Raw genomic sequence first — 23911 nt, 5'->3', positions numbered from 1 at the left:
GGGGAGGGACGGCGGTCGTGAGCACCGACACCGACGCGGAGGCCCGGGAGACCGGGACGGACGAGAGCGCGGAGACGACCGGGGCGGACCGGGGCGCCGAGGAGGCCGCGGCGGAACCGGGCACCGAGGAGACCGGGGCCGCGCCCGGGCCGGCGGAGGCGGCGGCCCCCGCCCGGCGGTGGCCGCGCGTCGTGGCGGCGGTCCTCTCCGTCGTGCTGCTGGTGGCCGGCGGGGTGCTGTTCGCCCAGGGCCGTGCCCTGCGCGACACCCCCGCCACCGCGAACCACGCGCTGACCGACGGCGAGGCGACCACCCGGGTGGCGGGCGATGTCAGCAACGCGCTCGGCAAGGTCTTCTCGTACAGCCCGCAGGCCACCGGCGTCACCAAGGAGTCGGCGAAGCAACTGCTGGCGGGCAAGGCGCTCCAGCAGTACGCGGCCCTGTTCGGCCAGGTCGAGAAGCAGGCCGCCGACCAGAAGCTGACCCTCACCACCCACGTCGTACGCGCCGGGGTCACCCGGCTGACGGACGACAGCGCCCACCTGCTGGTCTTCCTCGACCAGGTCTACGAGCGCGAGGGAAAGCCCGCCACCACGGCGGCCGCCCAGCTCTCCGTCACCGCGCAACTGCGCGACGGGCGCTGGACCGTGGTCGAGATCACCGCCAGATAGCAGCGTCCGCGCGACTCGGTACGCAACGGCCGGCAGAGCAGAAGAGAGACAGCACATGGCACGGGTACGGAAGACGAGGAACCCGCTGATGGTGGCGGCGGTCGTCCTGACGGTCGCGGCGACCGGCGCGGCGGCCTGGGGCGGGGTGTCCTGGTACGGCGCCGCGCACGACGATTCGGCCGCCTACGCGCAGGCCCGCGACGCGGCGCTGGCGGCGGGGGAGCAGGCCGTGCAGAACATGAACACCCTCGACCACCGGAAGCTGGAGAAGGGCCTCGACAGCTGGGAGGACTCGACCACCGGCGACCTGCACCAGCAACTCGTCGACGGGCGGTCCGCGTTCATCAAGCAGATCCAGGAGGCGAAGACGGTCAGCACGGCCCAGATCCTCTCCGGGGCGGTGACCGAACTCGACGACCGGGCGGGCAAGGCCGGGGTGATGGTGGCCCTGCGGGTCACCGTGACCGCGCCGAAGGGCAAGCCCGCGGTGAAGGAGAGCCGGATGCTCGGCAAGCTCACCCGGACCTCCGAGGGGTGGAAGCTCAGCGCCCTCGGCCAGGCGCCCGTCGGCAACACCGCCGGCTGACGCCACCGAACCCCACCCCGTCACCGAGAGGATCCCGGACATGTCGACGACCCGTCACCTAGTCAACCGCCGGCGCCGGCTGGCCACCGTCGCGGCGGAGCGCACCGCCGCCCCGGAACGTGCGGCCTCCCCCGGGGAGCCGGACGCCGCGCCCGCGGTGAAGGACGCCCCCGCCGGCGGATCCGCCGACTCCGAGGGCTCCGGCGAAACCGAGGACTCCGAGGAACTTGAGGGCTCCGAGGGCAAGGACGCCGGGGCCACCGACGAACGGCCGGCGAAGACGCCGCGGACCACCGGCCTGCGGGACCGGCTGCCCGTCGTCCTCTGCGCCCTGACCGTGCTGCTCGGAGCCTTCGCCGCCTGGGCGTTCGGCTCGGCCGCCGACCTGCGCGACGACCCGTCCCGGCAGAACACCGCCCTCACCGACATCGCCCGCACCAGCGAGGTGAAGGGCCAGATCTCCGACGCCGTCGGCGCGGTGTTCTCGTACAACTACGCCGCGCCGGAGCGCTCCGAGGAGGCGGCCGCCGGGCATCTGGTCGGCAAGGCGGTGCAGCAGCACAAGGACATGCTGGCCCAGGTCCGGGCGCAGGGGCAGAAGCAGAAGCTGGTGCTGACCACGACCGTCACCGACAGCGGGGTGGAGCTGCTCGACGGCGACCGGGCCCGGCTGCTGATCTTCGCCGACCAGAGCAACACCCGTACCGGCGCGTCCGACGAGACCACCTACGCCGCCGCCATGTTCGCCGTGGACGCGGTCCGCCGGGGCGGCACCTGGCGGATCTCCTCCATCGACACGTTCACCCGCTGACCCGGCGACCCGGGGGAAGAGAGGGGCACGCATGAGGATCAACGGCACGATGCGCCGCGGACTCGGCGGCACGGCCGTCGCAGTCGTCGCGGTGGCCGCGCTCACCGCGTCCCAGGCACCGGGACTCGCGAGCCAGCGGATGAAGCCGGACAAGACCCGGGAGGCGGACGAGGTCACCTGGACGCAGGTGCCCAACGACGACTCGTACCACACCGAACTCCCGCCGCTGGCCTCGCCGAAGCCGCCCAGGCCCGGGGCGAAGCAGAGCCCGGTCGCCGTCCGCGCCTGGGCCGAGGCGGGCATCCCCGCCACCGTGCTCGCCGCCTACCGCAAGGCGGAGAGCGCCCTCGCGCGGACCGCCCCCAGCTGCCGTCTTCCGTGGCAGCTGCTCGCGGCGATCGGGAAGGTCGAGTCCGGCCACGCGGGCGGCGGACGGGTGGACGCGCGGGGCACCACCCTCACCCCGATCCTCGGCCCGGTCCTCAACGGTGACGGCTTCGCCAGCATCACCGACACCGACAACGGCCGGTACGACGGCGACCGCAGCTACGACCGGGCGGTCGGCCCGATGCAGTTCATCCCCTCCACCTGGGCCCACTGGGGCAAGGACGGCAACGGCGACGGCCGCCGCGACCCGAACAACGTCTTCGACGCCGCGCTCGCCGCCGGGTCCTACCTCTGCGCCGGGGCGCGCGATCTGTCGGTCAAGGCGGACCTGGACCGGGCGGTCCTCAGCTACAACCACTCGGACACCTATCTGCGCACCGTGCTGTCCTGGCTGGAGTTCTACCGCAAGGGCATCCACCCGGTGGCCGACGGCAAGGGCGTCGTCCCCAAGAGCCCCGGCGCGGGCGGACCGAACAAGCCGAAGCACCCGGTCGGCGGCCCCGGCGCCCCGGACGGCGGCATCATCGTCGGCCCGCAGCCCTCCGGCTCACCCTCCGGTTCGGCCTCCCCGAAGCCCTCCGGATCGCCGACCACCTCCCCGTCCGCCCCCGGCTCCCCGGACCCCACCGACCCGGGCAGCGGCTCGCCCGACCCCACCGACAGCGGCTCGGCGACCCCGGACCCCGGCGAGAGCCCCGACCCCGGCACCCCGGAGCCCACCCCCACCTGCCCGACGGACCCGGCGAGCCCGGACCCCGGCGACACGACCACGCCCGAGCCGGACCCGACGGCGAGCGACGACCCGTGCGCCACCCCGACCGACCCGGCGTCCACCGGTTCAACCGCCACCGGCTGACAGCACCTCGGCCAGGTCGTACCGCACCACCTCCTCCAGCTGCGCGTAGGTGCAGCCGGCGGGGGTGCGGTCCGGCCGCCACCGGCGGAACCGGGCGGTGTGCCGGAACCGGTCGCCCTCCATGTGCTCGTACGCCACCTCGCAGACCCGCTCCGGGCGCAGTGGCACCCACGACCGGTCCTTCTTCCCCGACCAGCGGCTCGGCGCCCCCGGCAGCCGGGCCCGCTCGTGCGCCCCGGCGTCCTCCCAGGCCGCCCACGGATGGCCGTCGAAGCCGGTGCGCAGCGGCTCCAGTTCGGCGACCAGCTCCGCGCGCCGCTTCATCGGGAACGCCGAGCAGACCCCCACGTGCTGGAGGACGCCCCCGGAGTCGTACAGCCCGAGCAGGAGCGATCCGACGACCGGGCCGCTCCTGTGGAGCCGGTACCCGGCCACCACGCAGTCGGCGGTGCGCTCGTGCTTGATCTTGTACATCACCCGGGTGTCCGGGCGGTACGGCAGATCGAGCGGTTTGGCCACCACGCCGTCGAGCCCGGCGCCCTCGTACCGTTCGAACCACTCGCGGGCGAGGTCCCGGTCGGTGGTGGCCGGGGCCAGATGGACCGGGGGAGCGGCCCCGGACAGCGCCGCCACCAGCACGGCGCGCCGGTCGGACTGCGGGGTGGCGAGCAGCGACTCGTCCCCCACCGCCAGCACGTCGAAGGCGATCAGGCTCGCCGGGGTCCGTTCGGCGAGCAGCCGTACCCGGGACGCCGCCGGGTGGATGCGTTCGCCGAGCCGGTCGAAGTCCAGCCGCCCGTCGTGGGCGACCACGATCTCGCCGTCGATCACGCAGCGCGGGGGCAGGTTGTCCCGTACGGCGGTGACCAGCTCGGGGAAGTAGCGGGTCAGCGGCTTGCCGGTGCGGCTGCCGATCACGACCTCGTCGCCGTCCCGGTGCACGATCGCCCGGAATCCGTCCCACTTGGCCTCGTACTGCATACCGGGCGGGATCGTGGCCACGGACTTGGCGAGCATCGGCTTCACGGGCGGCATCACCGGCAGGTCCATGGCCCGATTCTCCGGTACGGCCCGCCCCATGTCGCCCGATATGCGGCATAGGTGAGCCCGGCCTACCGTGACCGTCATGGGTGCAGCGGTGAAGGCAGTGGAACTCGACGTCGACGGGCGGACCGTGCGGCTCTCCAGCCCGGACAAGATCTACTTCCCGGAGAAGGGCTACACCAAGAGGGACGTGGCCGAGTACTTCCTCGCCGTCGCCCCCGGCATCACCCGCGCCCTGCGCGACCGCCCCACCACCCTCCAGCGCTTTGTGGACGGGATCGAGGGCGAGTTCTTCTACCAGAAACGCGCCCCGAAGAACCTGCCCGACTGGATTCCCACCGCACACATCGCCTTCCCCAGCGGCCGCACCGCCGACGAGGTCTGCCCCACCGGACCGGCCGCCGTCCTCTGGGCGGCCAACCTCGGCACCCTCACCTTCCACCCCTGGCCGGTCCGCTCCGCCGACACCGACCACCCCGACGAACTCCGCATCGACCTCGACCCGCAGCCCGGCACCGACTACGCCGACGCGGTGCGCGCCGCCCACGAACTGCGGTCCGTCCTGGACGACCACGGGCTGCGCGGCTGGCCCAAGACCTCCGGCGGCCGGGGCCTGCACGTCTTCGTGCCGATCGCCCCGAAATGGACGTTCACCGAGGTCAGACGGGCCACCATCGCCGCCGGACGGGAACTGGAACGGCGGATGCCGGACCGGGTGACCACGGCCTGGTGGAAGGAGGAGCGCGGCGAGCGGATCTTCGTCGACTTCAACCAGACGGCCCGTGACCGCACCATCGCCTCCGCCTACTCGGTACGCCCCCGCCCCCACGCCCCGGTCTCCGCCCCGCTGCGCTGGGAGGAGATCGACGACGCCGAACCGCACGACTTCGACATCCGGACCATGCCCGGGCGCTACGCGGACGTGGGCGACGTCCACGCCGACATGGACGAGCACGCCTTCCGGCTGGACGCGCTGCTGGAGCTGGCGGACCGCGACGCGCACGAGCGCGGCCTGGGCGACCTGCCCTATCCGCCGGAGTACCCGAAGATGCCGGGCGAACCCAAACGCGTCCAGCCGAGCCGGGCCCGGCACGACGAGGACGCCGAGGGATGAGCGCCCCCGACCTGGAGCCCACCGTCCCGCACGGGGCGCACGGCAGGCCGCTGGGCCGGGCGGAGAAGTGGGCCGCGTACAAGAAGTCGCCGTACTTCCCCGCCACCGTCCTGGTCTTCATCGTCGCCGCGGCCGCCGGGCTGTTCGCGGGCTCCTACACGTACGCCATGGCCAACCCGACCCCGCATTCGATCCCGGTCGCGGTGGTCAGCGGCACCGAGAAGGGCAAGGGGCAGGAGTTCGTCACCGGGATGGACAAGGCGCTCGACGCCTCGCTCGACGTCCATGTCTTCGCGACCCGGGACCGGGCCCGCCACGCGCTGGAGGAGCAGGAGGTCTTCGCGATCATGCGGACCACCGACCGGGGGGTGTCGCTGGACGTCGCGAGCGCCTCCGGGGCCACCGTCGCCGAACTGCTGGCCCAGTCCGCGGTGAAGGTGGCCAAGGAGATCGGCGAACCGGTGGTGGTGAAGGACATCAAACCGCTCCAGCGGGGCGACCCGCACGGCCTCGCCCTCTTCTACATCTCGCTCGCCGCCGTCATCGTCGGTTTCGTCGGCGCGATCCAGCTGAGCGTGCACGCCCGCGCCCTGCTCCCGCTGGAACGGATCGTTTTCACCGTCGCGTACTCCCTGCTCGGCGGTTTCGTGATCGCCGCGGTGGTGGACTGGCTGCTGGGCGCGGTGGACCTGCCGTTCGTCGAGTCCTGGCTGATCCTGGCGTTCACGATGTTCACCAGCGGCATGGTCTTCACCATGTTCAACACCCTGATGGGGCGCTGGGCGATGATCCCGACCTGGGGCCTCATGGTGCTGCTGGGAAACCCGTCGTCCGGCGGGGCGGTCTCCTGGCCGCTGCTGCCCTCCCCGCTCGGGTACATCGGGCGCTGGCTGCCGCCCGGCGCCTCCGTCAACGCCCAGCACAGCGCCGTCTACTTCCAGGGGCACCAGCGGCTCTTCCCGTTCCTGGTGCTCGCGGCCTGGGCGCTGGTCTCCTGCACGGTGTTCTGGGTGTGGCGCCACCGGCACCCCGGCGGCCGCGACCGGATGCCCCGGCACGCGGCCACGGCCGGCTGATCAGGCCGGACCCACCGGATCCGCCCCGTCCGCGCCCGCCCCGTCCGTCTCCGCCGCGTCCGCCCCGTCCGTGTCGGCCGTGAACTCCCCGTCCGTGTCCGCCGCACCGGTCACCAGACGCTGCTGCTCCTCCTCCACGATCCGCCGGGCCAGCACCCCGTCCGACACGTCCACCGCGTCGGGCGTCGTCTCGGCGACGTCGCTGCGCCGCGCGTACAGGTCGAACAGGCGCTCCTTGCGGGCCAGGATGTCGAGCATCCGCTGGTCGACGCTGTCCGTCGCGAGGAGCCGGTGCACCCGGACCGTCCGTATCTGGCCCATCCGATGGGCGCGGGCCACCGCCTGGTGCTCCATCGTCGGCTTGATCTGCGGCTCGCAGAGGATGACCACCGAGGCCGCCTGCATGTTCAGCCCGACCCCGCCCGCCTGGATCTGGCTGAGCAGCACGGCGTGGCCGTCCACCGCGGCGAAGTCGTCGATCAGCCGCTGCCGCCCGGCGGCCGCGAGCCGCCCCGACAGCGGGCCGAACACCGGAGAGTCCAGCGCCTTCCCGACCGTGTCGAGCACCTCGCGGAAGTACGAGAACACCACCACCTTCAGCCCGCCCTCCGACGCCTCGGCCACCAGCTCCCGCAGCCGGTGCAGCTTCGCCGACGTCTCCGGACGGGCGTACGCGGCCCGGCGCATCCGCATGAAATGCCCGGCCCGCACCGCCGCGTGGTAGACCTCCAGGTCCTCCGGGCCGAACTCCTCCCACTCGTCGACCTGCACCAGCGCGGGCAGTTCGGACAGCACGTCCACTTGGTTGCGGCGCAGATAGGCCGGGGCCACCGCCCGGCGGAAGGCGAGCGAACCGGCGGCGCCGTGCGTGATGCGTATCGAGGGGGCCAGCTCCGGCTGGAGGTGCCGGACCAGGCTGCGGAACTCCTCGACCCGGTTCTCCATGGGCGTACCGGTCAGGAACAGCACCCGTTCGGTGTGCTGCGTCCAGCCGGAGACGGCCTGGGCGCGGCGGGTGGCGGGGTTCTTGACGTAGTGCGCCTCGTCGACCACCAGCATGCCGGGGCGCAGACCGCACCCCGCCGCGTCGGGCAGGGTGTGCAGCGCGTCGAACGTGGTGAGGGCGACCCCGCCGCCCTCGCGCCACGCGTCGAAGGCGGCCCGCCGCTCGGGGCCGTGCACCGGAAGGGTGCGCAGCGTGGAGCGGGCACGGACCTCCCGCACCCAGTTGATCAGCACACTGGCCGGGCAGACCACCAGGAAGTGCGTCTCGCCGCGGGCCGAGAGATGGGCGAGCGCGGCGATGGCCTGGATCGTCTTGCCGAGCCCCATCTCGTCACCGAGGATCACCCGCTTCTGCGCCAGGGCGAACCGGGCCCCGAACGACTGGTAGCCGCGCAGCGAGACCCGCAACCGGGCGTCGTCCAGCTGCAGTTCGCGCACCCGCTCCGCTATTCCGGACGGCAGGAAACCCTCGGCCGCGTCCCGGTCGGGGCCGATGCCGGACAGCTCGGCGAGCAGGCTGTAGTACTCGGCGGACCGCAGCTCGAAGTCGACCCAGGCCGCGACGTCGGACTCTCCGGCCCGCAGCAGGTCGACCGAGACCTGCGCGAACAGCAGCGACAGCTCGCGCCGCTCCGCCTCGGCGACGACGTCCCGGACCTCGGCGACGGCCTCCAGCGCCCGGGAACGGTTCTGCCGGCCGGTGAACAGCATCCGCATCCGGCGCCGGGCCGGGCCCGCGGTGACCAGCAGCGGTTCGAGCCGCCCGGCCAGCCGGCCCGCCGCGTCGACCGCCCGGCGGACGTCCGGCCCGGCCTCGATCAGCCGGTGCAGGGCCATGACCAGCGCGGTCGTCGTCTCGTCCGGTTCCTCCACGGAGATCCGGACCGTGACCGTCTCCCGTACCGCGTGGGCGATCTGCCCGGCCGCGGCCAGCGCCTGGGCGGCGGTCTGCGAACCGACCCCGGGGATCTGCTGGAGCTCGTACCGTCCGGCGGCGTGGACCTGGCCCACGGTCGTGAAACCGGCCTGCTCGAACGCGCCGATCCGCAGCCGGCCCTCGGTGACGTCCTTCAGCCGGGACACCGGGATCACGGTCAGCTCCCGGCCGACCAGGCCGTCGAGCAGCGGGTCCAGCACCCCGCGCACGGCGCCCACGGCGCCGGTGTGGTCGGCCAGGACGCCGCGGGCGGACGCCAGCAGCGCATCGGCCCGATCCAGCAGCTCCCGGGCGGCCCGCCCGGTGGGCGCCCCCTCCTCCACGACCCCGGCCTGTGTCATCCACGTCCCTCTGTCCGCGCAGCCCGGCTGCCGTCCCCGCCCGGTCCGGTACCTGCCCGGACGGCTCCTATCGTGCCACGCGGCACCGACAGCCCCGCTGATCAGGGCGCGGGCGGGCGGCGCTCGGCCGGAGGGAGCAGCAGCACCTCCAGGGCCCGCGCGCAGGACCGGGCCCGCTCCAGGAACCACCCGGCGCGCTCCTCGGTGATCACCGCGGGGGTGGCCCGGAGCGCCAGCGCGAACCGGGCGTGCCCGGCGGCGTCCAGCACCGGGACCGCCAGGGTCCGCACCCCGTGCGCCGACTCGCCGTCGTTGACCGCGTACCCCTCGGCCCGCACCCGCGCCAACTCGGCCTCCAGCGCCGCCGGTTCGACGATCGTACGGTCGGTGAAGGCGGGCAGCGGGGGCAGCGAGGCGGGCCCTCCCTCGCCCGGCCGGGCCCAGGCCAGCAGGACCTTGCCGAGCGCGGTGGAGTGCAGCGGCCTGCGCAGCCCCGCCCCCGGGGTGACCGAACCGCCCGCGACGATCACCGCGTGCGGGCCGCTGCGCAGGGCCAGATCGGCGGTGGCCCCGGTCCGCCCGGCGAGATCGGCGAGCTCGGGAGCGGCCAGATGCAGACCGCGCTGGTGGTACGAGAGCCTGCCCAGCTCGGTCACCGCGGGGCCCAGCCGGTAGCGGGACGTCCGGGCGTCCTGCTCCAGGAAGCCCGCGCCGAGCAGCGTACGGGCCAGCCGGTGCGCCGTGGAGCCGGAGAGGCCGAGCCGGCGGGCGAGGTCCGAGGCGCTGAGATCGGGACCGTTGTCGTGGAAGCAGTGCAGGACGTCCAGGGCGCGCCGCACGGCCTGCGCACCGCCGGGGGCACGCGTCGTCGCGTCCTCGGCCATATCGGTTCACTCTCCGCTCGTCGGGTGCCGCGGCCGGGTCCCGGGGGCCTCGACCGGGCCGAAGGTGCCACATTACGGGAGCCGGAGGCATACGGAACGAGCTGCGGAAACACCGCGTTCATACGGAATCCCACATCATGGGAAGCGAGTTGTGGGGCCGCCCCGGCGCGTGGCAGTCTCGGCACGTCAGCCCGACGAGCGGAAGGGAGCAGTGCCATGGCCGACCGCCGAACCGCGGACCGTGTCCACGCCGCTCCGGTCCCGCTCGCCCTGACGCTGCGCCGCCACATCGACCTGGCACGGGTCGCCAGCGCCGCCTGTCGCTGACACCCCGCGGCTCCTTCTCCCCGCGCCTCGCGCCCTCCCCGCCCTCGTCGCCCCCTGCCGTGCTCCGGTGCGACGGGGCGCCCGCCGTACCCGGTGACCGGACCCCGGAGTTGATCCGGTGCGCCACCGGCACCCCTCCCTCCGCTTCGCCGACCCCTCGGGAAGATCCCATGACGCCTGCCGTCCTGCCCTCGACGCTCTGGTTCACCCGCTGTCCCGTCCCCACCGCGACCGGCATCGCCGCCGACCGCGGCTGGCTCACCGAGGAGTTCGCCCCCGACGGCATCACGGTGCGCTCCCTCCAGGACACCGCCCCCGGCACCGACCCGGCCGCCCACTTCACCCACGCCCTGCCCGGCCTCTTCCGCGAGGGCGGCAACGTCCCCGCGCTGTGGGCCCGTTCACGCGGCGAACGGACCCGGCTCATCGGCCTCACCTGGATCGAGGAGCGGCAGACCGTCCTCGTCCGCCCCGGCTCCGGGATCCGGGGAGCCGAGTCCCTGCGGGGGCTGCGGCTCGCCGTCCCCGTCCACGCCATCGCCATCGACTTCTGGCGGGCGATGGCCCTGCGCGGCTTCGACGGCGCGCTCGCCGCCGCCGGGCTCACTCCGGACGACGCCGCGTTCGTCGACGTACCCGCCGCCGGACACCGGGGCCAGTGGGCGGCCGAACTGGCGGCGCTGCGCCGGGGCGAGGTCGACGCCGTGTACGTGAAGGGCGCCCGGGCCGTCGAGGCCGCCCGGCGCGCGGGCGCGGAGGTCGCCGTCGAACTCGACGACCTGCCCGGCCGCTTCCGCGTCAACAACGGCACCCCGCGCCCCATCACCGTCCACCAGGAACTCCTCGACGCGCACCCCGGGCTCGTCGACCGCTTCCTCGCCGTCCTGCTCAGGGCCGCCGACTGGGCCGCCGGACAGCCCGCCGAGGTCGCCCGCATCCTCGGCGCCGAGACCGGCGCGGGCGCCGAAGGAGTGGCCGGGGCCTACCGGCCGGGCACCCACCTCGCCCTGCGCCCCGGCCTCGCCCCGGACCGGCTGGCCCTGCTCGCCGAACAGGAGGCCGCCCTGCGCGCCCACGGATTCCTGCCCGAACCCGTCGACGTCACCGCCTGGGCCGATCCCGAACCGCTTCGCCGCGCCACCGCGTCGGCCACCGCCGCCCGCCCCGACCCCGTGAGGACCCCCGCCCCGTGAACATCCCCCGCACCCGCCGGAGGGCCGCCGCCCTCCTCGCCGCCACCGCACTGGCCGCCCTCACCGCCTGCGGCACCTCCGGCGGTTCCGGCGACGGCTCCGCGGCCCGGCCCACGGTCGAGGTCCGCATCCCCGACCCCGGCAACTCCGGCGTCCTCGCCCTCGGGAAGAAGGACGGCAGCCTGGACCGGGCGCTCGCCGAGGTCGGCGCCAAGGTCCGCTGGACCGGCAGCGCGGGCCCCTTCGCCCCCGCCGCCCAGGCGATGAACGCCGGCCAGCTCGACATCGCCACCGGCTCCATCACCTCCGGGATCACCTCGCTCGCCCAGCGCCCCGGCTTCAAGTTCTTCACCGCCGTCGCCCCGGACGCGGCCGGTGAGGGCATCCTGGTCAGGAACGGCTCCGGCATCACCTCCGTCAAGGACCTGGTGGGCAGGCGCGTCGCCGTCAACCAGGGCGGCACCGGCGAGTACCTGCTGCTCAAGGCCCTCGCCAAGGCGAAGATCCCCGCCGACCGGGTCGAGCGGGTCTATCTCCGCCCCGACCAGACGGCCGCCGTCTTCAACGCCGGGCAGGTCGACGCCTGGGCGGTCTGGGCGACGTACGCCGTGGCCGAGATCGGCAGCGGCAAGGCCCACTTCGTCGCCGACGGCGCCGCGATCGGCTCCGACAACTACAGCCTCAACGCCGTACGCACCGGCTTCGCCGAGCAGCATCCCGAGATCGTCAGGGCGCTCTACCGCTATCTGCACGAGGCCAGCGCCGAGGAGAAGCGGGACCCGGCCGCGTACCTCAACGTCTTCACCGACGTCGGGCCGACCGCCGTCACCGGGAAGGCGAAGGAGGTCCAGACCGGGTTCACCCGCCAGGGCGGCACGGTCGACCCCATCGGGCCCGAGGACATCGAGCGCTTCCGGGCCGTCGCGGCCTTCTACGCCGAACAGAAGGTCACCAAGGGCCGGATCGACGTCACCCCGCACCTCCTCGACATCGAGAAGCCGGCATGAGCGCCACCGCCCCGCCCCCGGGGCTCGTCCGCCCCCGCCCGCCCCGCCACCGGCCGCGGAGCCGCGGCTGCGCGGCGACCGTCCGGGCCCTCGGCCCGGTCGCCCTGCTCGTCCTGTGGTGGACGGCGTCCGCCACCGGCGTCCTCACCCCCGACGTCCTCGCCTCGCCCGCCGACGTGGTGCGCGCGGTGCGGGAGCTGTGGGCCGACGGACAACTGCCCGACGCCCTCACCACCTCCCTGACCCGCTCCGGAACCGGCCTCCTCATCGGCCTCACCGCCGGACTGGTCCTCGGCATCACCACCGGATTCACCCGGCTCGGCGACGAACTCCTCGACTCCTCCCTCCAGACCCTGCGCACCATCCCCTTCCTCTCCCTGGTGCCGCTCTTCATGGTCTGGTTCGGGATCAACGAGACCGCCAAGATCCTCCTCATCGCCGTGGCCACCACCTTCCCGATGTACGTCTCGACGTCCGGCGGCGTGCGCGACACCGACCCCAAGCTCGTCGAGGCCATGCGCAGCTTCGGCATGGGACGGCTCGCCCTGGTCCGCGAAGTGGTCCTGCCCGGGGCACTGCCGTCGCTCCTGGCCGGGCTGCGGCTCTCCATGACCCTCAGCGTGATCGCCCTGATCGCCGCCGAGGAGATCAACGCCACGGCCGGCATCGGCTATCTGATGTCCCAGGCCCAGAGCTACGCCCGCACCGACGTCCTCGCCGTCTGCATCCTCGTCTACGGACTGCTGGGGCTCGCCGCCGACATCGCCGTACGGCTCCTGGAACGCGTGCTCATGCCCTGGCGCACCCGTCAGGGGGCCACCCGATGACCGACTCCACCGCCGTACACGTCAGCGGGGTGCGCCGCGTCTTCGGCGGCCGCGCCGTGCTCGACGGGCTCCGGCTCGACATCGCGCGCGGCGAGTTCGTCGCCCTGCTCGGCGCGAGCGGCAGCGGCAAGACCACCCTGCTCCGCATCCTCGGCGCCCTCGACGCCGCCGACGAGGGGGAGGTCCTGGTCCCCGAGGCCCGCACCATCGTTTTCCAGGAACCCCGGCTCGTCCCTTCCAAGAAGGTCCTCGCCAATGTGACCGTCGCCCTGCCGCGCGGACGCTCCCGGGACGGGCTGCGGGCGCTGGCCGAGGTCGGTCTCGAACGGCACGCCGAGGCCTGGCCCGCCACCCTCTCCGGCGGCGAGGCACAGCGCGTCGCCCTCGCCCGGGCCCTGGTGCGCGAACCCGAACTGCTCCTGCTCGACGAGCCGTTCGCCGCCCTCGACGCCCTGACCCGGCTCCGGATGCAGGACCTGGTGGGGGAGCTGTGCCGCAGGCACCGGCCGGCCGTCCTGCTCGTCACCCACGACGTCGACGAGGCCGTACGGCTCGCCGACCGGGTCGCCGTACTGCGCGACGGCCGCCTCGTCACCGACGAACCCGTCACCGTCGACCGCCCGCGCGACCCGGGCGACCCCGCCTTCGGCGCACTGCGCCGACGCCTCCTGGACGACCTCGGGGTCCGCACCGGCCCACCCCTCCCGAAGACCCCCGATGTCCCCGACACCCCCGACCGAACCGAAGCCGGAGTGATCTGAATGACCATCACCATCGGAGTGCACAGCAGCAACCCGTCGCTCTACCACCTCCACCACCTGACCCGGCTCGGCCTCGCCCAGGAGGAACTGGCCCCGCTCGGCGAACGCGTCGTCTTCCACCCGTACGCCAACGGCGTCCGCACCGGCGAACTCCTCGCCCAAGGTGTCATCGACTTCGGCGGCACCGGCTCCACCCCGCCCATCACCGCCCAGGCCGCCGGCCACGACATCGTCTACGCCGCCGTCTCCGCACCCCGCCCCGAGCACGGCGCCCTCCTGGTCCCCGAGGACTCCCCGGTACGCACCGTCGCCGACCTCAGGGGCAGCACCGTCCACCTCGCCGTCGGCTCCTGGCAGACCCACCTCGTCGCCAAGGCGCTCGACGACGCCGGACTCTCCTACGCCACCGACATCACCCCGGTCCGCAGCGGCGCGCACAGCGAGGAACTCCTGCGCACCGGCGCCGTCGCCGCCTGGGTCGCCCAGGGCGCCCAACTGGCCGCCGCCCGCCGCACCGGCGGCCTGCGCACCCTGATCCGCACCGGCGACGTCATCACCGACCGCTCCGTCTTCTTCACCCGCCGGGACCTCGCCGAGAGCCGCCCCGAGGTGGTCGAGGCGCTCGTCCGGGCCCTGCGGAAGGCCGACGAGTGGGCGGCCGCCCACCCCCGGCAGGCCGCCGGGATCGCCGCCGCCGACCTCGGCGGATCGGCCGACGACTGGGAGAGCGCGCTGCGCGCCCTGCCGTGGCGGATCGAACCGGTCACCGACGCCTTCCTCGCCGAGCAGCAGGAGGCCGCCGACATCTTCCACCGCACCGGCGTCGTCGAGAACGCCGTCACCGTCGCACACGCCCTGGCCGGGGCCCGCGCGGACCGGGCGGCGTGACGCCATGACGACCGAAGTCCTCTGGTACATCATCCCGCGCGAGGGCGCCTACCCCTGGGAGCCCGAAGGCAGGCGCCCCATCGACCACGGCTACCTCGCCCACCTCGCCGGCACCGTCGAACGCCTCGGCTACAGCGGGGCACTCCTCGCCACCGACCTGTACGACGTCTGGCCGCTGGGCAGCGCGCTGGCCGCCTCCACCAGCACCCGGTTCAAACCGCTGCTGGCCGTCCACCCCGGCCTGATCTCGCCCACCCTGCTCTCCAAGATGGCCCTCAGCTTCGACCACCTCTTCGGCGGCCGGCTCCGCTTCAACGTCGTCAACGGCTCGACGAAGTCCCTCCAGGAGTACGGGCTCCATGTGGAGCACGACGAACGGTACGAGCTGAGCGCCGAGTACTGGTCGATCGTCAAACGGCTCACCGCCGGCGAGGTCTTCGACCACAAGGGCCGCTTCTACGACCTGAAGAACGCCGGGGCCTCCTTCGGCGAGCTGAAACCGGTCCAGGAGTCGCACGTACCGCTCTGGTTCGGCGGCTCCTCCGACCCCGGCATCGAGATGGCCGCCCAGCACGTCGACGTCTTCCTCACCTGGGGCGAGCCCCCGCACCTGCTGAAGGAGAAGCTCGACCGGGTCAGGGCGCGGGCCGCCGCGCACGGCCGCACGCTCAGGATCGGGCTCCGCCTCCACCTGATCGTCCGCGACACCGAGGCCGAGGCCTGGGCGGCGGCCGACCGGCTCCTCGACGTGACGAGCGCGGCGACCTACGCCCGGCAGCTCGGGGCCGGGGCGGGCGAGGACGGGGTGGGCTGGCAGCGCCAGTTCCGCCAGCACGGCGGCAGGGTTCCCGCCCGGGCCAGGGAGCTGGAGACGTACCCCAACCTGTGGCCGGGCATGAGCCTGTTCCGGCCAGGGCCCGGCACCGCCGTCGTCGGCTCCACGGCCCAGGTCGTGGAGCGGCTGACGGAGTTCCGGGACCTGGGCGTCGACACCTTCATCCTCTCGGGGAACCCGCTGCTGGAGGAGGCGTACCGGGTGGCGGAGACGGTGCTCCCGGCACTCGGCGTCCACCGCTGACCCGGACGGGGAGGGCGCCGGCGGTCAGGGTGCGGCCGGGGAGGGCGCGGCCGGGGAGGGCGCGGGGGAGCGCCGCGCCCTCCCCGGCATCCGGGTTTCCCGGCCCCGTCGCCCGGGTAGTCCAAGAGCTGGCCGGAAGTCGTCGGCGCGCCGCATTGATGGCGCGTTGATCAGTCGTTTATCGCGGCCGGGCATGGTGGTCCCATGCTGATCAACACCGCGACCGACCCCGCGCTCGCCTGGCAGGAGACCGCGCTGTGCGCCCAGGCCGGCCCCGAGTTCTTCTTCCCCGCCCCCGGCAGCTCCACCCGTGAGGCCAAGCAGCTCTGCGGCGCCTGCGAGGGGCGGGTGGCCTGCCTGGAGTACGCCCTCGCCAACGACGAGCGCTTCGGCGTGTGGGGCGGGCTCTCCGAGAAGGAGCGGGAGCGGCTGCGCAGAACGCGCCGCGCCTGAGTGCCCTCCCGAAGGTCCCGCCCGGATCAGGCCGGACGCACGGGACCTGGGAGGATACCGGGATGAACGACAACGACCGGGACACTCTGCTCGCGGCGGCCGTGGCCCTGCGCGCGGAGGGCCACCGCGAGGAGGCCCGGCAGCGGCTGCTCGCCCTCTGCTCCGCCTTCCCCGACGACGCGACGATCGCCTACCAGACCGCCTGGGCCCACGATGTACTCGGCCTGGAGGCCGAGGCCGTGCCCTTCTACGAACGCGCCCTGGCCGCGCCCGGACTGACCGAGGAGGACCGCCGGGGCGCGCTGCTCGGACTGGGCAGCACCTACCGGGTCCTCGGGCAGTACGGGAAAGCGGTCGGGACCCTGCGCGAGGGCGCGGAGGAGTTCCCCGGGGACGGGGCGCTGCGCACCTTCCTCGCGATGGCGCTCTTCAACACCGGCGAGCACCACGAGGCGATGCGGCTGCTGCTGGAACTGCTCGCGTCCGGCAGCACGGACCCGTCGGTGCGCGAGTACCACGAGGCGATCACGTACTACGCCCAGGACCTGCGCGCGACGGTGTGAACGCCGGGCGGCGGGGCCGGACGGTCCGCCCCGCCGCCCTCGGGCCGCCGGCCGTCAGGCGCGGCCGCGCGCCGCCATCCGGGCCTTGCGGGCCGCCAGCTTCTCGTCGAACTTCGACGCCTCGTGGTCCAGACCGCCCATGAACAGCCCCAGCTCCTCCTGCGCCTTGAGCCCCTCCGGACCCAGGCCGTCGATGGAGAGGATCTTCAGGTAGCGCAGCACCGGCTGGATCACGTCGTCGTGGTGGATGCGCATGTTGTAGATCTCGCCGATCGCCATCTGCGCGGCGGCCCGCTCGAAGCCGGGCATGCCGTGACCGGGCATCCGGAAGTTCACGACGACGTCGCGCACGGCCTGCATCGTCAGGTCCGGGGCCAGCTCGAAGGCCGCGCCGAGGAGGTTGCGGTAGAAGACCATGTGCAGGTTCTCGTCGGTCGCGATCCGCGCCAGCATGCGGTCGCAGACCGGGTCGCCCGACTGGTGGCCGGTGTTGCGGTGCGAGACCCGGGTGGCCAGCTCCTGGAACGCCACGTAGGCCACCGAGTGCAGCATCGAGTGCCGGTTGTCCGACTCGAAGCCCTCCGCCATGTGCGCCATCCGGAACTGCTCCAGCTTGTCCGGGTCGACCGCCCGCGAGGTGAGCAGGTAGTCGCGCATCACGATGCCGTGCCTGCCCTCCTCCGCCGTCCAGCGGTGCACCCAGGTGCCCCAGGCGCCGTCGCGGCCGAAGAGCGAGGCGATCTCGTGGTGGTAGCTGGGCAGGTTGTCCTCGGTCAGCAGGTTCACCACCAGCGCGATCTTGCCGATGTCGGTGACCTTGGACTGGTCGGGCCGCCACGCCTCGCCGTCCTCGAAGACGCCGGGGAAGTTCCGCCCGTCGGAGAACGGCACGTACTCGTGGGGCATCCAGTCCCGGGCGACCTTCAGATGGCGGTTGAGCTCCTTCTCCACCACCTCTTCCAAGGCGTACAGCAGCTGGGCGTCGGTCCACGCCTTCGGGCTGCCGAGGTGGGGAGCGGTGATCGTCACGGGGGACTCCTGGGGACGGGAGAAGTACCTACGGATACGTAGGTTACGAGACCGTAGGTTAAGGCGGGGGTAAGCCCACCGCCAAGCCGCCGTGTTCATCGACCTGTTATCTGATGTTATGTGGGGATTTTCCGCTTCGGATGCGCCGGACCCCCGCCGGGCACACGCCCGCGGGGGTCCGGCCGGAGGCCCGTCGGCGTCGTCGGGATCCGCCGCGGGCCGGGGTTCAGCAGGCGCCGCCGAGCAGCGCGGTCAGCCCCTGGTCGAGGTCGAGGAAGCGGTGCTCGTCACCGGCCGGAACCCGCTCCTGCGAGCGTGCCAGGAAGCACCGCAGCTCCGCCGTGCGGACGTGCACCATCGCGACCCCCTCGACGGCGTGGAACTCCAGGACCGTACGGTCGTAGCCGAACGGCGCGACGCGTACGTCCCCGACGCCGGCCGGTGCCTCCATCCCCGCGGCCAGCAGCTCGCGGGAGAACTCCCAGACGACCTCGGTGCCCTCCAGGGTCGCGGACGCGGGGAACGCCATCCGTACGGTGAACGGGTCGGCCGGGTCGTACTGGAGCCTGGCGGGAAGGGTCTCCATCCGCGGCGCGGACGCGACCATGCGGGCCTGCACGGACTGCTGGATGACGGTGGACACGACCGGCTCCCCTCTCTGCGGGACGAACGGTTCCCGCCGCTGATGGAGACGGCGGTTTCCGCCCATCCGTGCATCCGGCGCCGAGGTGAACTGCGTCACCGCACGTCGCGGCGGTGCGTCCGGGCGCGGCGACCCCTGGACGCGGCGCGAACGAGTGGGCTAGCTTCCACCGCCATGAGGGTCAAGGGGAAGACGAGACGACTGATGTCCTGGGGGCTCTGCGCGGCGGCGCTGGTCGCGGCCGCGGCCGCACCGGCGGGAGCGGCGACGCCGCACGACCGGGACCGGCCCGGTGAGCGCCCGGTGTGGACGCTCACCGACACCGGCACCGACGCGCGGTTCCGGGGCCTGGCAGCCGTCGACCGCCGCACCGCCTGGGTCGCCGGGTCCAAGGGCACGGTGCTGCGCACCGTCGACGGCGGCCGGCACTGGCGCGACGTGTCACCGGCCGGGGCCGCCCAGGAGGCGCTGGAGTTCCGTGACATCGAGGCGTTCGACGCCCGCCGCGCGGTGGCCCTGGCCATCGGCGAGGGCGAGGCGTCCCGGGTGCTGCGCACCGAGGACGGCGGCGCGACCTGGACGGAATCGTTCCGCAACACCGACGCCCGCGCCTTCTACGACTGCCTCACCTTCTTCGACAGCCGGAACGGTCTGGCGATGAGCGATCCGGTGGACGGGAAGTACCGCATCCTCTCGACCGGGGACGGCGGCCGCAGCTGGCGGGTGCTGCCCGCCGCGGGCATGCCGGCCGCACAGCCCGGAGAAGCGGCGTTCGCCGCCAGTGGCCAGTGCCTGGTCTCCTCGGGCCCCCGGGACGTCTGGCTGGCGACCGGCGGCGCCGCCACCGCGCGGGTGCTGCACTCCGCCGACCGGGGGCTGACCTGGACCGCGACCGGGGCGACGATCCCGGCCGGGGACCCGGCCCGGGGCGTCTTCGGCCTCGCCTTCCGCGACCGCCACCACGGCATCGCGGTCGGCGGCGACTACCGGGCCGGCGGGCCCTCGCCCCGGGCCGCGGCGGTGAGCGGCGACGGAGGCCGCACCTGGCGGCAGTCCGCCACCCCGCCGACCGCCTACCGCTCCGGCGTCGCCTGGCTGCCGCACGGCGGATCCGGCGCGCTCGCGGTCGGCCCGACCGGCACCGACCTCACCACGGACGGCGGCCGCACCTGGCGCACCGTCGACACCGGCTCGTACGACACCGTCGACTGCACGGCGGACGGCGGCTGCTGGGCGGCCGGCGAACAGGGCCGCGTGGCCCACGCCGGACGCTGACCACGTACGGCACACCTCCTCGGGACGGGCTCCGGACCGCCCCGGGGAGGTTCCCCACTACCCCGGCAACTGCTGCCGGTACGGGGCGAGTTCGGCGGCCGTCTTCGTCGCGATGAACTCCGTGACCGTGTACGCGCACACCCCGTGCACCGTGAACGGGTCCGCCGCGACGATCTCCTCGATCGCTGCCCGGTCGTCGCCGACGGCCAGGATGATCCCGCCGTCACGCGGATTCTTGCGCCCCGAGGCGATGAACACCCCGGTCGCGTACTGCGCGTCCAGCCAGGTGACATGGTCCGCGAGCAGCGCGTCGACGCGCTCGACGGGCGCGGTGTAGGTCAATTCCAGTACGAACATGCCGCCAGGCTACGGGCCGGAGAACGGCCCCCGGACACCGCCCGGGGGCCGCCCGGATCAACAGGCGGTCCCGGACGGCCACCATCGGCCTCGGCACGCCCACGACCAGGGAGCGGGGACCTTGACCGGCGACGAGCATGGAGAACAGCCGGGCCGCGATCCGAGCACATGGACGCTCGACCAGCTCCGGACGTTCGTCCATGGCGCCGGTGGCCGGCAACTCGAGACGGCACGCGTCGTCGCGCAGGGACAGGCCCACAACGCCGACCGTCCGCCAGAATCCCGTCGCCAGTGGGCGAAGCTGTCGCTGCTCGCGAACCGACGCATGCTCGACCACGCCGAGGGAAACCCCGCGCGCGTGGCTCAGCAGGACTTCACGCTCCGGATGTGGGTGATCGACCTGCTGGGTCCCGACGACACGGACCCCGACTGGAGTCCCGAGGCGCTGGCGTCCGACACGCTCGACGCACTGACCTTCACGCCCTTACGGGCCGCTGCTCTCGCGGAGGGCCGGCGCGACCTTCCCACCGGGCAGATCCGCGAGCTGCGGTGGCACAAGAGCCTGACGGCCCATCTGGAAAGCCTGGTCGGCCACCTGGCACCCGGCCCGGTCCGTGAGCGACTCGTCACCTGGACCGCAATCCGCCGGCTCCTGCCCTGACCGGCCCTCCAGCGGTCGGACCGCCTCCGCTCAGGGGGCCGGATCGGTGTAGAGGAACGTCACCTGCACCCGCGCCGGACTCCGCAGTGTCTCGGAACCGAGTGGCGAGCGTTCGACGAGGATCGTTTCGGCCGACGGCGCGCCGCCGTACCAGGCCGGTGCCCGCAAGCCCGCCCCGCACAACCCCTTGGGCAGTTCCGTGTCCCCGGGGGCCATGCCGTACTTGACGACGCTCTCGTCGGCGAACAGCGAATCCGTATCGGGAATCGATCCGGTCCGCACAAGGTAGTCCGGGACCTGGTCACTGACGAAGGAGACGACGGCCTTGCCTTCGTGGGTGTAGTACCGGACGTCGGTGGCGTCCCGCGGCAGCAACGCACCGCCCGCCTTGATCGCTGCCGGCAGGGCCACGTCGCTGCCGTCGCAGGCACGGGGGTCACCGAAGGGATACATCAGATCGTCCCAGAAGAGCCGGGTCACGCCACCGGCCACGAGCACGACCGCCAGCACGGTCACGAGGAAGCAGGAGCGCCATCGCCCTGACGCCCCGGCAGGCCCGGCCCCGTCGCCGTCCCTGTCCCCGTCCCGGTCCTCGAAGTCGTCCTCGTATTCGTCGCCGTCAGGTACTCGGTCGTGCATCCGGCCCCTCCCTCTCCCGTGCCATCGGCCACGAAGCATGCCAGCTGTACCTCCCGGCACAAGTTCCGGATCCGGGGGACCTCCGAGGTGAGCGTCGGTGCGGTGTCCGGTCGGCTCCCGCCGTCTCCACCACCGCCATGAACGCGCAGCGCCGTCCACTTCCTCCCCCGTTGCCGCGGACCCATCGAAGAAGGTGACGTCCTAAGGGCTGTCCCGTAATCCCTGGTGGATCAGCGTGCGGCGTCAGACGCGGTGCATCGCAAGGCGGAGGGACGCCCGAATACTGGATGTATTCGGGCGTTCCGACAACGCGGCGAGGTGCCGTGACTGACGCCGCACGCCCGCCAGGGATTACGGGACAGCCCTTAGACTCGCCAGCACCATGACAAAGTTCTCGATGCCCGCCGACGAGACCGAAGCCCGTGCCGTCCAGGAGACGCTGCGGGCCCGGGTGGTGCTCGACGAGCCGGGGCCGCCGCCCGGCACCGGGCGGGTCACCGGCGTCGACGTGGCCTACGACGACGAGCGCGATCTCGTCGTCGCCGCGGCGGTCGTCCTCGACGCCGCGACGGCCGAGGTGGTCGCCGAGGCCACCGCCACCGGCCGGGTCACCTTCCCGTACGTGCCCGGCCTCCTGGCCTTCCGGGAGATCCCGACCGTGCTGGCCGCCCTCGAAGCGCTGCCGGTCGACCCCGGGCTCGTGATCTGCGACGGATACGGCCGGGCGCACCCCCGCAGCTTCGGGCTCGCCAGTCATCTCGGGGTGCTCACCGGCCTCCCGGTGATCGGCGTCGCCAAGAACCCGTTCACCTTCACCTACGAGCAGCCGGGTCCGCGCCGGGGCGACCGGTCACCGCTGCTCGACGGCGAGGAGGAGGTGGGCGCGGCACTGCGTACCCAGGACGGCGTCAAGCCCGTCTTCGTCTCGGTGGGCCACCGCACCGGCCTCGACAACGCCTGCGCCCACACGCTGCTCCTGGCCCGCGGCTTCCGGCAGCCGGAGACCACCCGCAGGGCCGACGCGCTCTGCCGCCGGGTCCTGAAGGAAGCGACCGCCTGAGCACCCCCGCGGATACCCTTCGACGATCATGACCGGCAAGCTTGTGTTCATGAACGAACATCGAACGTCCACGCGACCCGGCACCGTCTACCTGGCCCAGCGCCGACTCGCGGTGGGGGTGACACTCGGCATGGTGGCGGGCGTGGTCTGGGCCGTGTCGATCGTCTGCACGCTGGTGTCCTGGGCGCTCTGACGCCGTACGGGCGGCCCCGGGGCCCCGCTCAGCGGACCGCCGCGACCCGGAACCGCAGCCCGGCCGCGCGCAGCCGCTCCAGCAGCGCGTCGCCCATCGCGGCGGCCGTGGTCAGCTGCCCCGAGACCGGCGGGAGGTCGTCCAGGGCGAGGCAGAGCGCGGACTCGGCGAGCATCTTCGCCGTCTCGTCGTAGCCCGGATCACCGCCCGAGACCTCGGTGAAGACCCGTCGTCCGCCGCCCTCGCCGACGAACCGCACCCGGAACCAACTGCGCCCCCGCCGCTCCGCGTCCGGCCCCCGCCCCGGCTCGTACCGGTCCATCAGCCAGGACCGGGCCGCCGGGATCTGCGCGGCCCCCAGCAGGAGGCCGGCCGCCGCCGCGCCGCCGAGCGCCACCGGCAGACGCCGCACCGAGGCGAAGTGGCGGTAGCGGAAGTCGGGGCCGTACCGGTCCAGTGCCCGCGCCGAGCGCTCGACGACCCGGGGGTCCAGGGTCGGCAGCGGCAGCGCCCAGGCGCCGGTCTCCGGGCTGAAGTGCGGGGCGCCCAGCGGGGCGCGCGCCCGGCGGGCGACCAGCCGGGGCTCGTGCAGCCGGCGCTCCCGGGCGGCGCGCAGCATCCCGGTGCCCCGGCCCATCGCGGTGAGCGCCGAGGCGAACGTGCCGCCGGAGAAGACGGCGTCGCTGCTGACGAAGGCGTCGACGGTCAGCGGCACGTCCCGCGGCAGTTGCCGCACGGTGAAGTACGCCCCGAGGTCGTGCGGAACGGAGTCGAAGCCGCAGGCGTGCACGAGCCTGGCCCCCGTCTCGCGGGCCCGCGCGTCGTGCTCCAGGTACATCCGGTCCACGAACTCCGCCTCGCCGGTGAGGTCCGCGTAGTCCGTCCCCGCCTCGGCGCAGGCCGCGACGAGCTTCGCCCCGTACCAGACGTAGGGGCCCACCGTGGTGGCCACCACCCGGGCCGACTCGGCGAGGGCGCGCAGTGAGGGCTCGTCGTCGGCGTCGGCATGCAGCAGCGGGAGGTCCGCGCAGTGCGGGGCGAGCGCGGTGAGCCGCTCGCGCAGGCGCTCCAGCCCGGCCCGGTTCCGTCCGGCCACGGCCCAGCGCAGACCGGCGGGTCCGTGGACGGCCAGATACTCGGCGGTGAGGGTTCCCACGAAGCCGGTGGCGCCGAAAAGGACCACGTCGTAGGGGCGTTGTTCCCCGTTCCGTCTGTTCATGACTGCCTCCGCGGGGGCCAGATGCC

The 23911-nt window shown here is 73.6% G+C and carries 27 protein-coding genes; 19 read left to right on the top strand and 8 right to left on the bottom strand.

Annotation, left to right across the window (positions count from 1 at the left end; genetic code table 11):
* Positions 1 to 17: 17 nt before the first annotated feature.
* The 4 genes from ACIQGQ_RS22330 (at position 18) to ACIQGQ_RS22315 (ending at position 3311) form a co-directional block, all read left to right on the top strand.
* On the top strand, positions 18 to 671 hold the full coding sequence (locus ACIQGQ_RS22330) for a hypothetical protein (protein ID WP_402398378.1): 654 nt from the start codon (positions 18 to 20) through the stop codon (positions 669 to 671).
* 88 nt (positions 672 to 759) lie between these two features.
* Positions 760 to 1257: a hypothetical protein gene (locus tag ACIQGQ_RS22325; protein WP_366298244.1), complete on the top strand. Its 498-nt coding sequence runs from the start codon at positions 760 to 762 to the stop codon at positions 1255 to 1257.
* Positions 1258 to 1297: 40 nt separating this feature from the next.
* Complete coding sequence (locus tag ACIQGQ_RS22320) at positions 1298 to 2068, top strand: hypothetical protein (protein ID WP_402398377.1); 771 nt, start codon at positions 1298 to 1300, stop codon at positions 2066 to 2068.
* A gap of 31 nt (positions 2069 to 2099) precedes the next feature.
* Entirely contained in the window at positions 2100 to 3311 is a 1212-nt protein-coding gene (locus tag ACIQGQ_RS22315) for a lytic murein transglycosylase (RefSeq protein ID WP_402398376.1), read from the top strand.
* Here the strand turns inward: ACIQGQ_RS22315 and ACIQGQ_RS22310 are convergent.
* Entirely contained in the window at positions 3294 to 4361 is a 1068-nt protein-coding gene (locus tag ACIQGQ_RS22310; protein WP_402398375.1) for an ATP-dependent DNA ligase, read from the bottom strand. The two genes, ACIQGQ_RS22315 and ACIQGQ_RS22310, sit on opposite strands and share 18 nt — an antisense overlap.
* 97 nt (positions 4362 to 4458) lie before the next feature.
* Between ACIQGQ_RS22310 and ligD the strand changes: the two genes are divergently transcribed.
* The gene (gene ligD / locus ACIQGQ_RS22305; protein ID WP_402398530.1) at positions 4459 to 5469 is read left to right on the top strand and encodes a non-homologous end-joining DNA ligase; all 1011 of its coding nucleotides are present in this window, start codon (positions 4459 to 4461) and stop codon (positions 5467 to 5469) included.
* Positions 5466 to 6545: an ABC transporter permease gene (locus tag ACIQGQ_RS22300; protein WP_402398374.1), complete on the top strand. Its 1080-nt coding sequence runs from the start codon at positions 5466 to 5468 to the stop codon at positions 6543 to 6545. The genes ligD and ACIQGQ_RS22300 overlap by 4 nt, the downstream gene beginning before the upstream one ends.
* Here ACIQGQ_RS22300 and ACIQGQ_RS22295 read toward each other — a convergent pair whose 3' ends face one another.
* Positions 6546 to 8828 carry a DEAD/DEAH box helicase gene (locus ACIQGQ_RS22295; RefSeq protein WP_402398373.1) on the bottom strand — a complete coding sequence of 761 codons (2283 nt, stop codon included), beginning with the start codon at positions 8826 to 8828 and terminating at the stop codon, positions 6546 to 6548. It lies immediately after the preceding gene.
* Between the two features lie 101 nt (positions 8829 to 8929).
* On the bottom strand, positions 8930 to 9712 hold the full coding sequence (locus tag ACIQGQ_RS22290; RefSeq protein WP_402398372.1) for an IclR family transcriptional regulator: 783 nt from the start codon (positions 9710 to 9712) through the stop codon (positions 8930 to 8932).
* 216 nt (positions 9713 to 9928) lie between these two features.
* Here ACIQGQ_RS22290 and ACIQGQ_RS22285 point away from each other — a divergent pair, with 216 nt between their 5' ends.
* The 9 genes from ACIQGQ_RS22285 to ACIQGQ_RS22245 all read left to right on the top strand — a co-directional run bounded on the left by ACIQGQ_RS22285 (position 9929) and on the right by ACIQGQ_RS22245 (position 16809).
* Positions 9929 to 10039, top strand: coding sequence for a putative leader peptide (locus tag ACIQGQ_RS22285; protein ID WP_366298210.1), 111 nt, complete (start codon positions 9929 to 9931; stop codon positions 10037 to 10039).
* A gap of 170 nt (positions 10040 to 10209) precedes the next feature.
* Positions 10210 to 11232: an ABC transporter substrate-binding protein gene (locus ACIQGQ_RS22280; protein ID WP_402398371.1), complete on the top strand. Its 1023-nt coding sequence runs from the start codon at positions 10210 to 10212 to the stop codon at positions 11230 to 11232.
* Positions 11229 to 12239, top strand: a complete 1011-nt coding sequence (locus tag ACIQGQ_RS22275; protein ID WP_402398370.1) for an NrtA/SsuA/CpmA family ABC transporter substrate-binding protein — start codon at positions 11229 to 11231, stop codon at positions 12237 to 12239. The genes ACIQGQ_RS22280 and ACIQGQ_RS22275 overlap by 4 nt, the downstream gene beginning before the upstream one ends.
* Positions 12236 to 13066 carry an ABC transporter permease gene (locus ACIQGQ_RS22270; protein WP_402398369.1) on the top strand — a complete coding sequence of 277 codons (831 nt, stop codon included), beginning with the start codon at positions 12236 to 12238 and terminating at the stop codon, positions 13064 to 13066. Before ACIQGQ_RS22275 ends, ACIQGQ_RS22270 begins: the two co-directional genes overlap by 4 nt.
* Entirely contained in the window at positions 13063 to 13827 is a 765-nt protein-coding gene (locus ACIQGQ_RS22265) for an ABC transporter ATP-binding protein (protein ID WP_402398368.1), read from the top strand. The genes ACIQGQ_RS22270 and ACIQGQ_RS22265 overlap by 4 nt, the downstream gene beginning before the upstream one ends.
* On the top strand, positions 13828 to 14715 hold the full coding sequence (locus tag ACIQGQ_RS22260) for an ABC transporter substrate-binding protein (RefSeq protein ID WP_402398367.1): 888 nt from the start codon (positions 13828 to 13830) through the stop codon (positions 14713 to 14715).
* Between the two features lie 4 nt (positions 14716 to 14719).
* On the top strand, positions 14720 to 15793 hold the full coding sequence (locus ACIQGQ_RS22255) for an LLM class flavin-dependent oxidoreductase (RefSeq protein ID WP_402398366.1): 1074 nt from the start codon (positions 14720 to 14722) through the stop codon (positions 15791 to 15793).
* Positions 15794 to 15997: 204 nt separating this feature from the next.
* A complete protein-coding gene (locus ACIQGQ_RS22250; protein ID WP_352274724.1) occupies positions 15998 to 16246 on the top strand; it encodes a WhiB family transcriptional regulator in 249 nt (82 codons plus the stop codon).
* 62 nt (positions 16247 to 16308) lie between these two features.
* On the top strand, positions 16309 to 16809 hold the full coding sequence (locus ACIQGQ_RS22245; protein ID WP_402398365.1) for a tetratricopeptide repeat protein: 501 nt from the start codon (positions 16309 to 16311) through the stop codon (positions 16807 to 16809).
* Positions 16810 to 16863: 54 nt separating this feature from the next.
* On the opposite strand, the gene ACIQGQ_RS22240 is transcribed toward ACIQGQ_RS22245, so the two are convergent.
* Positions 16864 to 17838, bottom strand: a complete 975-nt coding sequence (locus ACIQGQ_RS22240; protein ID WP_366298219.1) for an acyl-ACP desaturase — start codon at positions 17836 to 17838, stop codon at positions 16864 to 16866.
* A 226-nt stretch (positions 17839 to 18064) separates the two neighbouring features.
* Complete coding sequence (locus ACIQGQ_RS22235) at positions 18065 to 18481, bottom strand: SsgA family sporulation/cell division regulator (protein ID WP_402398364.1); 417 nt, start codon at positions 18479 to 18481, stop codon at positions 18065 to 18067.
* Positions 18482 to 18655: 174 nt separating this feature from the next.
* Between ACIQGQ_RS22235 and ACIQGQ_RS22230 the strand changes: the two genes are divergently transcribed.
* Positions 18656 to 19756 carry a WD40/YVTN/BNR-like repeat-containing protein gene (locus tag ACIQGQ_RS22230; RefSeq protein WP_402398363.1) on the top strand — a complete coding sequence of 367 codons (1101 nt, stop codon included), beginning with the start codon at positions 18656 to 18658 and terminating at the stop codon, positions 19754 to 19756.
* Positions 19757 to 19813: 57 nt separating this feature from the next.
* Here the strand turns inward: ACIQGQ_RS22230 and ACIQGQ_RS22225 are convergent, their stop codons facing one another.
* The gene (locus ACIQGQ_RS22225) at positions 19814 to 20113 is read right to left on the bottom strand and encodes a YciI family protein (protein ID WP_402398362.1); all 300 of its coding nucleotides are present in this window, start codon (positions 20111 to 20113) and stop codon (positions 19814 to 19816) included.
* 121 nt (positions 20114 to 20234) lie between these two features.
* Between ACIQGQ_RS22225 and ACIQGQ_RS22220 the strand changes: the two genes are divergently transcribed.
* Entirely contained in the window at positions 20235 to 20774 is a 540-nt protein-coding gene (locus tag ACIQGQ_RS22220; protein WP_402398361.1) for a hypothetical protein, read from the top strand.
* A gap of 30 nt (positions 20775 to 20804) precedes the next feature.
* Here the strand turns inward: ACIQGQ_RS22220 and ACIQGQ_RS22215 are convergent, their stop codons facing one another.
* Complete coding sequence (locus ACIQGQ_RS22215; RefSeq protein ID WP_402398360.1) at positions 20805 to 21290, bottom strand: hypothetical protein; 486 nt, start codon at positions 21288 to 21290, stop codon at positions 20805 to 20807.
* Positions 21291 to 21810: 520 nt separating this feature from the next.
* Here ACIQGQ_RS22215 and ACIQGQ_RS22210 point away from each other — a divergent pair.
* Together ACIQGQ_RS22210 and mmpA are read left to right on the top strand one after the other, a co-directional pair.
* Positions 21811 to 22473, top strand: a complete 663-nt coding sequence (locus tag ACIQGQ_RS22210; protein WP_402398529.1) for an endonuclease V — start codon at positions 21811 to 21813, stop codon at positions 22471 to 22473.
* A gap of 28 nt (positions 22474 to 22501) precedes the next feature.
* Complete coding sequence (gene mmpA / locus ACIQGQ_RS22205; protein ID WP_366298224.1) at positions 22502 to 22666, top strand: morphogenic membrane protein MmpA; 165 nt, start codon at positions 22502 to 22504, stop codon at positions 22664 to 22666.
* Positions 22667 to 22694: 28 nt separating this feature from the next.
* Here the strand turns inward: mmpA and ACIQGQ_RS22200 are convergent, their stop codons facing one another.
* Entirely contained in the window at positions 22695 to 23885 is a 1191-nt protein-coding gene (locus tag ACIQGQ_RS22200) for a saccharopine dehydrogenase family protein (protein ID WP_402398359.1), read from the bottom strand.
* Between the last annotated feature and the right edge of the window lie 26 nt (positions 23886 to 23911).

The organism is Streptomyces sp. NPDC092952 (assembly GCF_044754785.1).
Taxonomy (GTDB): domain Bacteria; phylum Actinomycetota; class Actinomycetes; order Streptomycetales; family Streptomycetaceae; genus Streptomyces.
The sequence above is the reverse complement of the archived record's forward strand: the minus strand, read 5'-3'. Positions and strand labels throughout refer to the sequence as shown.